Origin of the sequence: Bacillus sp. FSL E2-8868, from assembly GCF_038005505.1 — a bacterium.
In the GTDB taxonomy this organism is placed as follows: domain Bacteria; phylum Bacillota; class Bacilli; order Bacillales; family Bacillaceae_G; genus Bacillus_A; species Bacillus_A mycoides.
The window spans coordinates 452,161-468,672 of sequence record NZ_JBBOTI010000002.1; the positions used below are offsets into that span (position 1 = coordinate 452,161).

At 36.3% G+C, this 16,512-nt stretch carries 13 protein-coding genes; 7 read left to right on the forward strand and 6 right to left on the reverse strand.

What is annotated here, in order from left to right; all coding sequences use genetic code 11:
- Nucleotides 1-2: 2 nt before the first annotated feature.
- The gene (gene moaA / locus NSS74_RS13245) at nt 3-1,016 is read right to left on the reverse strand and encodes a GTP 3',8-cyclase MoaA (RefSeq protein ID WP_016102126.1); all 1,014 of its coding nucleotides are present in this window, start codon (nt 1,014-1,016) and stop codon (nt 3-5) included.
- A gap of 376 nt (nt 1,017-1,392) precedes the next feature.
- On the opposite strand from moaA, the gene NSS74_RS13250 reads away from it, so the two are divergent.
- Nucleotides 1,393-2,085, forward strand: a complete 693-nt coding sequence (locus NSS74_RS13250) for a Crp/Fnr family transcriptional regulator (protein ID WP_340813752.1) — start codon at nt 1,393-1,395, stop codon at nt 2,083-2,085.
- Between the two features lie 118 nt (nt 2,086-2,203).
- Here the strand turns inward: NSS74_RS13250 and narI are convergent, their stop codons facing one another.
- The 4 genes from narI to NSS74_RS13270 are packed head-to-tail and all read right to left on the reverse strand — an operon-like array spanning nt 2,204 to nt 8,609.
- Nucleotides 2,204-2,893: a respiratory nitrate reductase subunit gamma gene (gene narI / locus NSS74_RS13255; protein ID WP_002031592.1), complete on the reverse strand. Its 690-nt coding sequence runs from the start codon at nt 2,891-2,893 to the stop codon at nt 2,204-2,206.
- Between the two features lie 17 nt (nt 2,894-2,910).
- Nucleotides 2,911-3,441 (reverse strand): nitrate reductase molybdenum cofactor assembly chaperone, encoded by a 531-nt coding sequence (narJ, locus tag NSS74_RS13260; protein WP_002031591.1) that lies wholly within the window; start codon nt 3,439-3,441, stop codon nt 2,911-2,913.
- Between the two features lie 19 nt (nt 3,442-3,460).
- The gene (gene narH / locus NSS74_RS13265; protein WP_002141456.1) at nt 3,461-4,936 is read right to left on the reverse strand and encodes a nitrate reductase subunit beta; all 1,476 of its coding nucleotides are present in this window, start codon (nt 4,934-4,936) and stop codon (nt 3,461-3,463) included.
- On the reverse strand, nt 4,926-8,609 hold the full coding sequence (locus NSS74_RS13270) for a nitrate reductase subunit alpha (protein ID WP_340813755.1): 3,684 nt from the start codon (nt 8,607-8,609) through the stop codon (nt 4,926-4,928). Before NSS74_RS13270 ends, narH begins: the two co-directional genes overlap by 11 nt.
- Nucleotides 8,610-9,319: 710 nt before the next feature.
- Between NSS74_RS13270 and NSS74_RS13275 the strand changes: the two genes are divergently transcribed.
- Genes NSS74_RS13275 through NSS74_RS13285 form a run of 3 tightly spaced genes read left to right on the forward strand, consistent with a single transcriptional unit; the run spans nt 9,320 to nt 13,721 of the window.
- Nucleotides 9,320-10,282 carry an AAA family ATPase gene (locus NSS74_RS13275; protein ID WP_340813757.1) on the forward strand — a complete coding sequence of 321 codons (963 nt, stop codon included), beginning with the start codon at nt 9,320-9,322 and terminating at the stop codon, nt 10,280-10,282.
- Nucleotides 10,282-11,496: a DUF58 domain-containing protein gene (locus NSS74_RS13280; protein ID WP_061689848.1), complete on the forward strand. Its 1,215-nt coding sequence runs from the start codon at nt 10,282-10,284 to the stop codon at nt 11,494-11,496. Before NSS74_RS13275 ends, NSS74_RS13280 begins: the two co-directional genes overlap by 1 nt.
- Nucleotides 11,493-13,721 carry a transglutaminase TgpA family protein gene (locus NSS74_RS13285; protein ID WP_340813759.1) on the forward strand — a complete coding sequence of 743 codons (2,229 nt, stop codon included), beginning with the start codon at nt 11,493-11,495 and terminating at the stop codon, nt 13,719-13,721. The genes NSS74_RS13280 and NSS74_RS13285 overlap by 4 nt, the downstream gene beginning before the upstream one ends.
- A gap of 83 nt (nt 13,722-13,804) precedes the next feature.
- On the opposite strand, the gene bsaA is transcribed toward NSS74_RS13285, so the two are convergent.
- Nucleotides 13,805-14,287, reverse strand: coding sequence for a glutathione peroxidase (gene bsaA, locus NSS74_RS13290; RefSeq protein WP_000219426.1), 483 nt, complete (start codon nt 14,285-14,287; stop codon nt 13,805-13,807).
- 225 nt (nt 14,288-14,512) lie between these two features.
- Between bsaA and NSS74_RS13295 the strand changes: the two genes are divergently transcribed.
- From NSS74_RS13295 to NSS74_RS13305, 3 genes are all read left to right on the forward strand, one after another.
- Entirely contained in the window at nt 14,513-14,722 is a 210-nt protein-coding gene (locus NSS74_RS13295; protein ID WP_002127081.1) for a DUF3925 family protein, read from the forward strand.
- Nucleotides 14,723-14,818: 96 nt separating this feature from the next.
- A complete protein-coding gene (locus NSS74_RS13300) occupies nt 14,819-15,784 on the forward strand; it encodes an MBL fold metallo-hydrolase (protein ID WP_002141446.1) in 966 nt (321 codons plus the stop codon).
- Nucleotides 15,785-15,869: 85 nt separating this feature from the next.
- Nucleotides 15,870-16,304: a hypothetical protein gene (locus NSS74_RS13305; protein WP_061689845.1), complete on the forward strand. Its 435-nt coding sequence runs from the start codon at nt 15,870-15,872 to the stop codon at nt 16,302-16,304.
- The last annotated feature ends 208 nt before the right edge of the window (nt 16,305-16,512 follow it).

The following is a 16,512-nucleotide window of genomic DNA, read 5'->3' on the forward strand; positions in this document are numbered from 1 at the left end:
CGCTATCCACCAATATAAGACATTTCAACTTTTGGACGTTTATTTGTACTTTCAGCCGTTCTTTCATCCGAATACCGATCTGTTCTGCACTCCCATGTATGTTGGAGAATTTTTAATAATGAAGCATCAGAAATATTTTCTCGAAGAAGCGTTCGCAAATCAGTTCCTTTCGTTCCAAATAAGCACGTAAAAAACTTACCGTCTGCCGAAATACGAGCTCTCGTACAAGAGGAACAAAAAGATTCAGAAACAGAAGTAATAAATCCAACTTCTGCATCGCTCCCTACATATCGATACAATTTCGCAACTTCTCCAAAGTAACGAGGCTGGGCGGGCTCAATCGGATATACACGATTAATTTTCTCTATTAATTGTTCCTTCGTAATAACTTGTTCAAAGTTCCATCCGTTCGTACTGCCCACATCCATAAATTCGATAAAACGAAGCTGAATTTCTTGTTCTTTAAAATAACGAGCCATTAGAAGAATTTGACTATCATTCATCCCTTTTTTTACGACCATATTTACTTTTACTTCTAATCCAGCTGCTTTTGCTGCTTCAATTCCTTTCAATACAGGTTTTGTACTTACATTTCGTCCATTAATTTTTCGGAAGACATGATCTTCTATCGCATCTAAACTAATGTTTACACGTTTTAATCCCGCTTCTTTTAATGACCTTGCCTGTTTTGCTAAATGAATACCGTTTGTTGTGAGTCCAATATCCTTTAAGCCTTCTAGCTTTGTAAGCCTTGCAATTAACTTCGGTAAATCTTTACGCAATAAAGGTTCACCGCCAGTAAGTCTAATTTTATTAACACCCATACTTATAAATAATCTCGCTAACCTTTCTATTTCATCGAACGTTAATAAAAACTCTTCCTGTAAAAAAGCATAATCAGGTCCGAACACTTCAGCTGGCATACAGTACGTGCACCTAAAATTACAACGGTCAATAACTGAAATACGTAAATCTTGAAGTGGCCGCTCTAAAGAATCTTTCATCTTCTCGTGCATATATATCCCTTCTTTTCTACTGCAATCATTAGTAAGCTTTCAATTTTTTTATTTGCCTTCATTATAAAAAAGAAGCTACATATTCAATGTGACTTTTCTCACATTACTTTCCCCATTCAAAAATTCTTCACAAATCCGTTCGAATTTTGTTCACATCTCTAGTCCCATTCTCTTTACATACTAAAATTTCTTAAACTAAAAAACTTATATTCGTATAATATAAACCCTTACTATAAGTAGCTTTTTAGACATTTAAGGTCGTTTTTCCTTACGGTCATTGAAATTTTACTTTATTTTCAAAAATATCTCTTGCAATTTCATCATGATTACATCCAAAATAAGAAATATACTGCTTATAAGAAGAAAGGTGATTGCTGTGGCAAACAGTACGGCATTATCCAAAGATTTAAAGGAGTTACTTTCATCTGTTGAATATAAAATGCAAATCAATAAGGGGAGTTTTATTTTTCAAGAAGGTATGGAAGCAACAGAAATTTATATTATTCACTCTGGAAAAGTGCAAATCAGTAAACTTAGTGCTGACGGACAAGAATTAACACTTCGCATTTGTTCACAAAATGATATTATTGGGGAATTAACATTGTTCACGGAAGATGCAAGGTATTTATTAAATTCAAAATGCCTTGAAGATGTTGAAGTAGGCGTTATAAAGCGTGAAGCCTTAGAAAAAGCATTACTCCAAAAACCCGCTCTTGTATTTGAATTTATGAAATGGATTAGTGAACATTTAAGAAGAATGCAAACGAAGTTCCGAGATCTAGTATTACATGGCAAAAAAGGTGCCCTATATTCTACTCTCATTCGAATGACAAATAGTTATGGTGTGTTAAAAGAAAATGGGATTCTCATCGATTTACCATTAACGAATCAAGAACTTGCAAACTTCTGTGCAACTTCGCGTGAAAGCGTAAATCGAATGTTAAATGATTTGAAAAAAAAAGGTACGATTTCTATTCATAAAGGAAAGATTACAATCCATGATTTACAATTTTTAAAATGTGAAATTGCTTGTGAAGATTGCTCTACCTCTGTTTGTAGCATAGAGTAGCATCTTATTTAGATGCTACTCTTTTTCTCTTGCATACAGTTATTTCCTAAAAAAGACGAGGCCTTCCATTAGACCTCGTTTCATGTTAGTTGCTAACTTCTAATCGTTTACTGTGGCATTATTTTTTCAATTCATTAGGAATACGTCTTCTGTAAATCACATAACTACGGCTTAAGTATTTAATTGGGGCACTAAATACATGGACAAGTCTAGTAAATGGCCATACTGCGAATAGACCCATACCTGCAATTATATGAATTTTAAACCATACTGGTACTTCCATCATATATTCAACTTTCGGTTGGAAAATAAAGAGACTTCGGAACCACGGACCGATTGTTGTACGATAATCAAACCCTTTTGAGTCGATATTTAAAAAGGTTGAAGAAAGTCCCGCTAGCATTACGATTAGTAATAAAATAAGCGCAATATAATCTCCCCTTGTACTCGTTGCAATGATGCGTTTTACTGTTACACGGCGGTACGTTAATATAATTAAACCGATGATAGAAGCAACACCTGCCGGAAGCCCGAAACTAATTGCCATTATATGATACATATGCTCAGAAATACCTATTGAACGGTATACAGACTCTGGAATTAAAATCCCCATAACATGACCACCAATGACGAACATGATCCCAAAGTGGAATAATAGACTTCCGATTCGGAGCATTTTCTTTTCTAATAGTTCACTAGATTTTGACGTCCATCCAAATTGATCATAGTTGTATCTGAAAATATGTCCACCGATAAAGATTGCAAAAATGATATAGGGAAACAATACCCATAGAAATTGATCCATCATTTTGACAACTCTCCTTTCTAATTTGCCTGTACACCCCATGTATTGATAGCGAGTAGAACAGCGGCGAGAATTGGTTCATACATACAGTTTGCTTCTTTTAATTGCCCGTGCAACGCTTGTATATTTTCCGTGTATTTACTCATAATTGGTTCGCTATCTTTTTCATTCGCGTTTGCAAGAAACTCAAGTAGAAGCGGTAAATAATCAGGTAGTTCTTTATCTGTTACGTTAAAACCAGATTTTTGATAATGCTGTTTTAACTCTAATAATTCAATTCCACGCTCTCTTTGTTCACCTGTTTTCATGTAGGTAAGATACATATTTGTCTTCTTTCCAAAGTCGAATGTATAGACGTAAGAATCAATAAGTTGATTGTCTGTTTTATTTAGCGCTTCTTTTATAAATGTTGTAAGTGATGCTCTGATTTCTTCCTGTTCAATTTCTTGAATCTCTTCCTGTAATTCTAGTAAAGCTTCCCTCCAACCTAGTTCAGGATAGGAGAGAAGAAAAGAAGAACAAGAAAAAGCTGTTTGTAAACTTTGTTTCATAGTTTTCTGCCCCCTTTTTTTAAGAAATTGTCGTACAAGAGCCTGGCCCACCTGCGAAAGATAAACCACAACTTCCTTGCTCGCTATATAAATCTGCAACTTGTTCGCGGTGAGACGTCGGGATAACAAAGCGATCTTTATATTTCGCAATAGCAAGAAGACGATACATATCTTCTACATCTTCTTTCGTTAAACCGAGTTCTTTTAATACAGCTTCATTTGGTTCTTTATTAATTTGCAATGCTCTCATATGTGTTCGCATGACAGCCAATTTTTTCAATGTTAGACGAATATGTGATTCATCTCCTGCAGTGAGTAAATTCGCTAAATATTGAATTGGAATACGCATATTATCAATAGCAGGGAAAATCTCTTCTGCTTGCCAGTTACTACCTTTCCCCTCCACCATGTTCATAATTGGGCTAAGCGGCGGGATATACCAAACCATTGGCATTGTACGATACTCTGGATGAAGAGGTAGAGCGATTTTCCAATCGATAATCATTTTATAGATTGGCGACTGTTGTGCCGCTTTAATCCATTCTTCAGGAATCCCTTGTTTTTTCGCTTCAGCTGCTACTTCTGGATCATTTGGATCTAGGAAAACAGTAAGCTGAGATTCATATAAATCTTTTTCATTTTCAACAGAAGCCGCTTCTTTTACTTTGTCAGCGTCATATAGCATTACCCCAATATATCGAATACGGCCTACACATGTTTCAGAACAAATTGTTGGCATACCAGCTTCAATACGAGGGAAACACATTGTACATTTTTCAGCTTTATTTGTTTGCCAGTTAAAATATACTTTTTTATACGGACAAGACGATACACAAAATCTCCATGCACGACATGCATTTTGATCCACAAGAACAATCCCATCTTCCTCACGTTTATACATCGCACCCGATGGACAAGAAGAAACGCAAGATGGATTCATACAATGTTCGCAAATACGTGGTAAATACATCATAAAGACATTTTCAAAATCCGTTTTAATTCCTTCTTCCATTTTCTTGACGTTCGGATCTTGTAACCCTGTTATATGTCCGCCTGCTAAATCATCTTCCCAGTTTGGACCCCATTCAATTTTGTCGATAAATTCACCCGTAATTGCTGATTTCGGACGAGCAACTGGTTGATGCTTACGCTGCGGGCTATTTGTTAACGTTTCATAATCATAGTTCCAAGGTTCAAAGTAATCATCAATTGTTGGCTGATCTGGATTGTGGAAAATATTCATAAGACGCTTCATTTTCGAACCGGATTTCAACTGAATTTCACCATTTTTCAATTCCCAGCCGCCTTTGTATTTCTCCTGATTTTCCCATTGTTTCGGATAACCAATTCCAGGTTTCGTTTCTACGTTATTGAAGTACATATATTCAGCACCTGGACGATTCGTCCAGGTGTTTTTGCATGTTACGCTACAAGTGTGGCAGCCGATGCATTTATCTAAGTTCATTACCATTCCGACTTGCGCTTTAATCTTCAAGCCAATCTACCTCCTTCAGTTTACGGATTACAACGTTTAAGTCACGCTGGTTCCCAGTCGGACCATAATAGTTAAATCCATAGCTTAATTGGCCATATCCACCAATCATATGTGTTGGTTTAACGTGAATACGAGTTGGACTATTATGTGTTCCCCCGCGGGTGCTTGTTAATTTCGTACCAGGCACGTTAATGTGACGATCTTGCGCATGATGCATAAATGCCATCCCCCTCGGTATACGGTGCGTTACAACAGCACGTGCTACGACTACGCCGTTACGGTTAAAGCATTCAATCCAATCATTATCAGCAACACCAGCTTCATTCGCATCATCTTTATTCATCCAAACAGTTGGACCACCTCTAAACAGCGTTAACATTGGCAATGAATCGAAGTACATACTATGAATCGACCACTTATTATGCGGTGTTAAATAGTTTAGTGTAATTTCTTTCCCTTCTACTTCAGGGCGTGATTTACGGAATGGTTTATGTTGCAGTATTGGTTTAAATGTTGCCATCGTTTCGCCAAATTCTTTCATCATGTCGTGATCTAAGTAGAAAGATTGTCGACCAGTTATCGTTCTCCAAGGGATGAGACGTTCAACATTTGTTGTAAATGGTGAGTAACGGCGTCCACCTTTTTCAGAACCCGTAAAGGCCGGAGAAGTAATTACTGTTTTAGGCTGCGCTGTAATTTGTTCAAATGTGAAGCATTCTTCTTCACGTTCTTCTGCTAAGTCACGTAGTTTTAAATCGGTTTGTTTTTCAAGCGCTTCCCATGCTTTTACCGCCATATGACCGTTTGTTGTAGAAGAAAGTGTTAATACCGCCTCAGCAGCATTAATTGCTTCTTTTATGTCTGGGCACCCCTTCGCAATAGAATCCGTTCGAACAACTCCTAATCGACTCTTTAATTGCTCATATTCTTTTTCTGCCGACCAAGAAATCCCTTTCGTACCAATCGGTTGCTTTCCGGTATTTGGTCCAAGCGCTGTCATCTTGTCATAAATCGTTTTATAATCCCTTTCGACAACATGAATTTGCGGCATTGTTTTACCTGGGATCGGTTCACACTCACCTTTGCTCCAGTCTTTAATCTTGCCAAGTGGTTGCGCTAATTCTTGCGGTGTATCGTGAAGAAGTGGTGTTGCAACGACTTCTTTCATTGGTTCAAGATCGATTTTCTTCGCTAAATCTGACACAGCTTTAGAAAGAGAGGTGAAAATATCCCAGTCAGAGCGTGCTTCCCACGGTGAACCGATTGCTGGATTAAATGGATGCACAAATGGATGCATATCCGTACTGCTTAAATCATGCTTTTCATACCAAGTTGAAGCAGGTAAGACGATATCAGAATAAAGCGCCGTTCCAGCCATACGGAAATCTAAATTAATGAGTAAATCTAACTTCCCTTCAGGTGCATCTTCATGCCACTTAATTTCTTCTGGTCTTAATGAGTCACTATCGTCATTCATTAATCCGTTTGTTGTACCTAATAAATGTTTTAAGAAATATTCGTGTCCTTTACCGGAACTTGAAATTAAGTTTGCACGCCATACGAATAAGTTACGCGGGAAGTTGTTTTTATTATCTGGGTCTTCAATCGCAAATTTCAGTTCTTTTTCTTTTAGTTTTTGTGCAACGTATTTTCCGATTTCTTCTTGTGTTGTTGCACCAGCAGCAACAGCTTCTTTATATAATTCAATCCCATTCTTCTCGAATGTTGGATATGAAGGCAACCAGCCAAGTCGTGCAGCTAATACGTTGTAATCACCGTGATGTTGATAACGAGAGTTGCCCTCAACTGGTGATGCTAAATGTCCAACAGGTGTATCTTCATAACGCCATTGATCTGTTACGAAATAGAAGAAAGATGTACCGTTTTGTAATTTCGGTGGCCCTTGCCAATCTTTCGCCATCGCGATTGTTTGCCATCCTTCTGCTGGTCGTAATTTTTCTTGACCAACATAATGTGCCCAACCGCCGCCGTTTACACCTTGTGCCCCAACGAGAAGAACAAGATTTAAAACTGCGCGATAAATCGTATCAGAGTTAAACCAATGGTTAATACCAGCTCCCATAATAATCATCGAGCGGCCATTCGTATCAACTGCATTTTGCGCGAACTCACGAGCAATTTGAATAATAAGCTCTCGCTTTACTCCGGTCATTTTCTCTTGCCATGCAGGTGTAAACGGTACATCATCATTGAAATCTTTCGGTTCTTGCCCGCCAAGACCTCGGTTCACACCGTAATTTGCTAACGTTAAGTCATATACAGTTGTAACGCACACTTCGCCTTCTTCTGTCATAACTTTTTTCACTGGAATTGTACGTTCTAATATTGTATTTCCATCATCAGAGAAGTACGGAATTTGCACTGTTTCAACACTATCTTCCATTCCAAGTAAAGAAAGACGCGGATCAATCGTTTCACCTGTCTGTTCATCTTCTAAACGCAAGTTCCATTTCTTCTCGTTATCCCAACGTGATCCCATTGTGCCGTGAGGTGTTGCAAAATCATTCGTATTCTCGTTCCAAATTACAGGTTTCCATTCCCCTAACTTCGTTTCGCGTCCAATATCAGAAGCATTTAAGAAACGATCAGCAACGAATTGATCTCCTTTTTCTTTCAATGTGACAAAGAAAGGAAAATCAGTATATTGCTTCGCATACTTTGTGAAGTATTCCACTTGATTATCTACGTAAAATTCTTGTAAGATCACATGCCCCATTGCCATCGCAAGTGCACCATCTGTACCTTGTTTCACACTAATCCAATCATCTGCAAACTTTGTAGACTCGGCAAAGTCAGGACTTACAGAAACGACTTTCGTTCCTTTATATCGAACCTCTGCTAAAAAGTGAGCATCTGGTGTTCTCGTCATCGGTACATTTGAACCCCATGTCATAATGTAACCAGAGTTATACCAGTCACTACTTTCTGGTACATCAGTTTGATCACCCCAAATTTGCGGAGAAGCTGGTGGTAAATCTGCGTACCAATCATAGAAACTAAGCATTGGTCCACCCATAAGTTGCATAAAGCGGCTACCTGCTGCATGACTTAACATCGACATTGCTGGAATTGGTGAAAAACCAACATTTCGGTCTGGACCGTATTTAATTACTGTGTATAGTAATGAAGCAGAAACGAGTTGTAATACTTCATCCCAATTCGCACGAATGAATCCCCCTTTACCACGCGCCTGCTTATACGTACGTGCCTTTTCAGGGTTTTCCACAATGCTTTTCCAAGCATCTAATGGTGACTCGTTATTTTGTAGTTCTTCTTGCCACATTTCCCAAAGCACACCACGTACATATGGATATTTCACACGAAGCGGACTATAAATGTACCAAGAAAAGCTCGCTCCACGCGGACATCCTCGTGGTTCAAAATCAGGCATATCAGGACCTGTTGTTGGATAGTTAAGCTCTTGACCCTCCCATGTTACAATTCCATCTTTCACATAAATGTTCCAGCTACAAGAACCAGTACAGTTCACACCGTGTGTAGAACGGATTACTTTATCATGCTGCCAACGCTTTCTGTACACATTTTCCCATTCACGATCTTCATATGTTTCTTGTGTATGATTATCGTTATAACGATCTATTGGTGAAAAATATTTTAAACGTCTCATTAGTGCTGAAGGTTTCTTCTTCATACTGTTCACTCCTTTAATACGTCTCTCTTACATACCCTTACTATAAGAGAGGTTGTAAAATACAGATGTGACATTTCGCACAGTTCAAGAGATTGTCATAAATTCATTTAGAAATCGGTTTAAGGGGAAACATTTATAAGTAAAGATTACTTTGTTTTGTTGTGAAGATTTCGGTCAGCGGTGGGCTTATTAGGAGAATAGTATTTGGAGGATTCACCTTTTTTTGCATAAGAAAAAACGCAGGAGAAATTCCTACGTTTTTATATAAATATATTAAAAAGAGTTTTGATACTACTTCAATAACGCTATAAGGAATTTACTTTTCTGCAACGATACTATTATCAAGACATATTTTATATAAAGTGAAACTTTAATCAGCCCGCAAATAGAGGGATAAAACTACAAATCATTATTTACTGTATTGCCCTTAATTACGGAAACAATTATACTAGATGTTATCTACATATATAATCTGAATATTCATAAAATTGTGAGTAGGATTTCCTTTGGGGACATATAAATTATAAAGTATATCACCATGATTTTTTAACATTTAAGTTTTTCCTATTTATATAAGTTCTCAATATGAACTTATATAAACCATTCCTACTTACCTCTTAGATTACTATTATACTGCATTAAAATGAAGGAACTCCTTTTCTTTAACATAAAAATGAATTAGAAAAGATAATAAAATTAGGAGGATTACGATGCCCCAGCTTGATTCATTACATCCCATAGTAGAAAGAATAGTCAACAATATTGAAAAATTAATGGTCGGAAAGCGAAAAGAAACGATCTTAGCTTTGACAGCTCTCTTAGCTGAAGGTCATGTACTATTAGAAGATGTTCCTGGCGTTGGGAAAACAATGTTAGTACGTGCTCTTTCTAAATCTATTGATGCTGATTACAAGCGCATTCAATTCACACCTGATTTACTGCCGTCAGATGTAACAGGAGTTTCTATTTATAATCCGAAAGAGCTCCAATTTGAGTTCAAGCCTGGACCAATCATAGGGAATTTTATACTTGCTGATGAAATTAATCGTACATCTCCCAAAACACAATCTGCCTTACTTGAAAGTATGGAAGAAGGCAATATTACAATAGATGGCATGACAAGACCGTTACCAAAACCGTTCTTTGTAATGGCTACACAAAATCCGGTCGAATATGAGGGAACATATCCTTTACCAGAAGCACAGCTCGATCGTTTCTTATTGAAACTAAAAATGGGATATCCTACACCAGAAGAAGAGTTTGAAATTTTAAACCGGATGGAAAAAACAAATCCACTCTCTCATTTACAAGCTATTACTACAATAAAAGAATTACTTTATTTACAACAAAGCGTACGGGAAGTAAGCATGGACAAAGCAATCAAGCATTACATTGTAAAACTTGTTACTCAGACGCGTTCTTATAGTTCTATACAGCTAGGTGCAAGTCCACGCGGCTCAATCGCTTTAATGAAAGCTTCACAAGCTTATGCATTCATCCATGGCAGAAATTATGTTATTCCAGACGATGTTAAATTTTTAGCTCCTTACGTTTTAGCTCACAGACTCATTCTAAAAATGGAAGCAAGATTTGAAGGAATAACAGGAGAACAAGTTATCGCCAAAATCGTTGCACGAACTACCGTGCCGACTCAAAGGACGAAAAACCTTTGATGAAACGAATACTACGAGCACTATATCACGTTACGAAGTTATTGCTAATCCCTTTATGCCTAGTCTTAACATTTGTGTACGCTATGCTTCAAGGAGGATTTGTAAGTTGGTTTTTGTTTTACAGTACGATTCCTATTGGTCTTTATTCACTATTACTTCCCTTCTACGCTTTACGAGACGCTGAAGTAAAACGAATAACAAACCAAAATGAATATGCAGCAGGAGAACAATTTTTAAGCACCATTACAATAAAAAGAAGATTTCCTTTTCCCTTACTTTATTTAATTATAGAAGATGAACTGCCATCACAATTTACAAATTGTAGACAAACGAAGGTGAATAAGGTAATACTCTTTCCAGGATTGAAACGAAATATTTCATTTCAATATGCAATTGACACAATCCCTAGAGGAGAGCACACTTTTTCAAGCGTACGTGTCAAAACTGGTGATCTATTCGGTATGATGGAGAAAGAAGTAACTTTTTCAGTTCTAGATACATTTTTAGTCTATCCCCAGTACGTAGATATAACATATCGACAATTGGAAAATCATTTCGAACAAGGAGCGCTTTCAGCAAATATAAATTTAGCAAAAGACTCTACAATCTCTGTCGGTGTCAGAGACTATAAACCTGGTGACCGCTTTTCATGGATTGATTGGAAAACAACTGCCCGAACAAACAATATTATGACGAAAGAGTTTGAACAACAGCGCAGCCATAATATCATGATATTTATGGACAGAACTGAGTCCCCTCTATTCGAATCAGTCGTAACATTTTCCGCCTCTATTGTAAGGGCTGTCTTGAAGCAAAATTCACCAGCGTCATTCGTGTCTGTCGGAAAAGAACGAACTTTTTTCCCTTTAGACAATGGTGATACGCAGTTACAACAAATCTTTTGTCATCTAGCGAAAGTACAAGCAGACAGTGTATTCCCGCTCTCCCGGAGTGTAGAAATGGAATTAAGAAAAATTTATGAGCCCGTAACGATTATACTCGTAACAAGCGATCTTTCTCCCGATATTCAAAAGGCGGCTGACTTTGCTGCTATAAAAAACAGAAAATTAATGGTGTTTGTCGTGAAAGAAAAAGCAAATCAACTCTCACATCGAGAACTAAGTATTCTAGAAACTCTACAAAAACGAAAAATATTTGTAAATGTGGTTTATGGGAACCGGTATACAAACGTGTTTTTTGAGGTGAGCAAATGATAACATTACGAACAAAATACAAATGGGATATGAGCAGATTCTTCATGCATGTATGTGCATTTCTACTTTTACTAGAATGGCTAAGACCCCTTATAGGTATTACAAACGTAGGTAGATTAGATATTTTTGTAATATTTATAGGAATTTGCTTCACTCTCTCTTTTTTTCAAACAAGGTGGCAGATTCCAATAAAGATCGTCACGATCTTATTCATCATTCATTTCCTGTATTATAAAAATGCTTTTATAAATCCATCTTGGCTAACGAAATTTTTTGCTGATATTTCTCGAAATTCCTCTCTGTTTTTCCAGGGGAATTTGCTAGATATTTCTCCCGTTTTTCCAACACTTTTATTTTTTTTATCCTTTTGGTTTTTGAGTGCTTTCATCTCTTTTTGGATGATTCATAAAAAACGTGGGTTGTTATTTCTTATATTGACTATTATTTATATCACCATTTTTCATAACTTACATTTATACAATGCAAACTACGCTATTATTCGTACTATTGTCATCGGCTTTTTTATGCTTAGTCTTCTTCGCATAGAACGAATAAGAGAGATGGAACACTTACAAAATTTTGCTAGAGAAATCTCAAAATTACTTAGACCTCTTACAATATTTATTGTATTGTCAGCAACTATCGCATACTTTGCTCCAAAATTTGGCCCTCAATGGCCAAACCCAATGGATTTTTTAAAATTCAACACATCCGAAGCAAGTAAAAAACAAGAAGTTTCTAAAATTGGATATGGTTTAGATGACTCGCGATTAGGCGGTCCTTTTAAGGCAGATCCTACAATTGTTTTCACAGCACAAACGCAAAACAAACAATATTGGAGAGTCGAAACGAAAGATTTTTATACAGGAAAAGGCTGGGAAGTTTCTGAAAATCAAAAAAAGATTTCTTTTAAAAATAAAAACGACGTCGTGAGCTGGTACGAACAAAATACAAAAACGGAGGCCACTGAGGCGACAATCACCATGAAAAAAAGTTATCCACACCTTACCTATCCAGCAGGATTAATATCAGTTGAGGCTTCTTCTAATGTATCATACAGCGTTGACCCCTTTTCAGAAAAAATCTATACGATGGACGGAGATTCTTCTACTATTTTAAATTCATATAAAGTAACATATGGGGTCCCAGAGTTTTCCATAGAAAACTTGAAAGCTGTAAAAACAAATGAAGGTCAAGAATCAAATCCTTATTTCATGACAAAGTACACGCAACTTCCCGAATCATTACCACAGCGAGTAAAAGACTTAGCTGTAAATCTAACAAATGATAAAGACAACCGATATGATAAAGTATTAGCTATTGAAAACTACTTTACCGACCATTCTTTTGTATATGAAACAATGAATGTGTTGTTCCCTTCCAAAAAACAAGATTATGTAGATCAATTCCTTTTCGATACAAAAAGCGGCTACTGTAATAATTTCTCGACGTCTATGATCGTGTTACTTCGTTCTGCCGGGATTCCTGCTCGCTGGGTAAAAGGTTATACAGAAGGAACTCTTGATAATACACTTGCCTCTGCAGAAGGTGAGGATGTTTATAAAATCGCGAACGATAACGCACACTCTTGGGTCGAAGTATATTTCCCAGGATACGGATGGATTCCATTCGAACCAACAAAAGGATTTACTAATCCCTATAATTTTACAAATAATACTCCTGCTTCTACTTCACAAAATAACGAAGTAAATAATTCTAATAACGAGCCAATACACCAACGGAACAATGAAGCAAAGCTCAAAAGTTTAATAGAAAATACAGAAGAAGCCTCTACTAAAAAGATCACAAATTCCAAAAATGATTTTTCTTGGTGGTACGTATTCCTCTCTACGATACCGATTAGTATCATCGGATACATTCTCTTCACCACTAGAATGAAATGGATTATATTTTTAATTATTCTTTTCTATAAATACCGAAAAGATGATGCTGTTTATCAAAAAGCTTACGGTGCACTTTTAAAACAATTTGCGAGAATTGGCATACCACGGGGTGAAAGTCAAACATTCCGAGAATACGCTCTCCACATCGATACACTTTACAATTCGGCCGATATGCAACAACTTACTTTCAGTTATGAGAACGCTATGTATCAAAAGGAACAGGCCGCAGCCGAATGGAAGACATCCGTACACTTATGGGAAGTGCTTATGAAAAAAGCAGCTTCTCTGCCTAAATCAAACGACTACGATAGAGTGATTTAATCTTGATAATGTGAGTTTAAAGAAAACACCTCAAAGAACTACATTGTTCTTTGAGGCGTTTGTTAATAAAGTGAAACTCCTAATTATTCCCCAAGTACCTTCTCAATCTCAACCTCTAAATCCACCGGCTTCGTCTGCGGTGCAAAACGCCCTACTACTTTCCCGTCTTTTCCAATTAAAAACTTAGTAAAGTTCCATTTCACTGCTTTCATACCGAGTAAACCTGGTGCTTGTTCTGTCATGTATGTATATAGTGGATGAGCTTTATCACCTTTCACATCAACCTTTGCAAACATTGGGAAGTTCACACCGTAGTTCAATTCACAAAAACTAGTAATATCAGCTTCTGTGCCTGGTTCTTGTCCCCCAAATTGATTACAAGGGAAACCGAGTATTTCTAGTCCTTGGTCTTTATATTTATCATATACTTCCTGTAACCCTTTATATTGTGGTGTAAATCCACATTTACTAGCTACATTTACAATAAGAAGTGCTTTTCCTTCGTAATCTTTTAACGATTTATCTTCTCCTGTTATTGTTTTAGCTGAAAAATCATAAACTGTCATTGTTCATACCCCTCTCTTCACTATCATTCTATGTTTATACTATACTACATTCGTGAATATACAGCTCTTATTACGTATTCACATACCGTAATGATAGCGCTTTATTTCCGTTCGAAAATTCGACACAATATACTAGACTTTTATGATGGAAAGTTTTACAATTAATTTGTGAACAAAATGTGACAGTTTATATTTCCATTATAATAGAAAAGGATGGTGTTCATTATGAAAACTGCACAACATGAAACGATTTCAAATCGCGAGTTTTATTTCGTACTATATATGATGTTATTGTATGTTATTGGCTGGGTAATCGATGTAAATGGTTTATTTTTAAGCTCCTACTTTAATTTAGCAGGAGAAATTATGCTTCCGATCGTTGGTGGCATTGTTGGACTGTTCGTTATGTCTATCAATAAAGAACAAACGAAATAACTACATTACAAAAGGGCAGAAGACGAGCTTTCGTTTTCTGTCTTTTTCTGTTTTTAGCGTATAATAGATACATACCGTATATAAGGAGTGGTAAGTATGAAAAAAGTAGAACAACTATCTTCTCATCTATATCTTATTGATGATTATGACTTACAACATGATGAACGCACAGGTACATACGTTTTATTAGGTGACGATATTACTTTAATTGAAACTTGTGCGGCCCCTTCTCTTCCCTATATTTTAGACGGCTTACAGCAATTACATATTAATTTAAATGATGTAAAAAACATTATCGTTACACATGTTCATTTAGATCACGCAGGCGCAGCAGGGTTAATGATGGAAAAGTGCCCAAATGCTACTCTATTTGTGCATCCGCGCGGGGCTCGTCATATGATTGATCCAACAAAACTAATTCTTGGCGCAAAAGCTGTGTACAAAGAAGATTTTGATAAACTTTTTGATCCAATTCTTCCAATTGAAGAAGAACGTGTTCATATTGTACAAAATGGTGATACATTAAAAATTGCAGAAGACCGTACACTCACATTTTATGATACACCGGGACATGCGAAGCACCATATTAGCATTCACGATTCATTAACAAACGGCATTTTTACTGGTGATACAATAGGAATTTATTATAGAGAACTCGCAGACCTTGATGTAGAACTATATCTACCATCAACGTCTCCTTCACAATTCCAGCCAGATGCGATGATTGCTTCTAAAAATCATATTCAAAGTATGAATGTAGATACTATTTATTTCGGTCATTACGGCGCATCATCCAATGTTACAGAAGTATATAACCAACTTGAACATTGGTTACCTATTTTCGTTAATACTGGAAATGAAATTTTTCAAAAACATACTGATTTTGATGAGGCTACTAAGGCATTACAATCTTTGCTACTGGAGAAAGTCTCCACTCATCTTACAAAGCTAAATGTTCCATCCAATCATTCTGTTTATAACATTTTACATCTTGATTTAGAAATTAGCGCGATGGGAATTATTGATTACTTAACGAAGCAAACAAAATCCACAATTAACTAATAGAAAACGAAGATATATACAACGCCATTATCGTATATATCTTCGCTCCTTGAATATATTTTTTAATAAAGGATGGTGGAATGGAATGCAAAAAGTGATACTATACCTCTGCTTTACATTATTTATCATCTTATTATTAGTTGTAGGTGTTAAAATTCAATTTTATTTAGATACAGACGCGCAAGTGAACTTTAACGTCTATCCAAGATTATTCTACTTTACACTCTTCCCTCTTATAGTTGGCATTTTATTACGATTCCTTCAATCTATTAATCATTCAATGAATAAACAAAACTGGAGCTTTCAACCGGATAAATTTATTGCTATTACAGTGCCTACACTATTCATTTCCTTTTCCCCTGCATTACTCTTTTCACCACTTGGCGAATACCTACCTTATTTAGCTAATATTATTCTCGTGAACACAACTTTCGTTACTATAATTAGCCTAATTGCGGGTTATTCACTATTAGATTGTTTTATACAAAAGGACAATGCAACTATGAAAAAATATAATTGAGGACCAATTTTTTAAATGTCGTTGGTTACCGTGGTTTATTTATAAGTGCGATATTACTTGTAAGAGTAGCTATTCATGCGGTAAGGAAATTTAAATAATAACAAAACGAGTATGAAATCGCATAGATTTTATACTCGTTTTTTATTGTTCATATATTTAATTGGTAATAGGGAATTTATGTTAAACTAAAGAAAGTCGTGCACTAAAT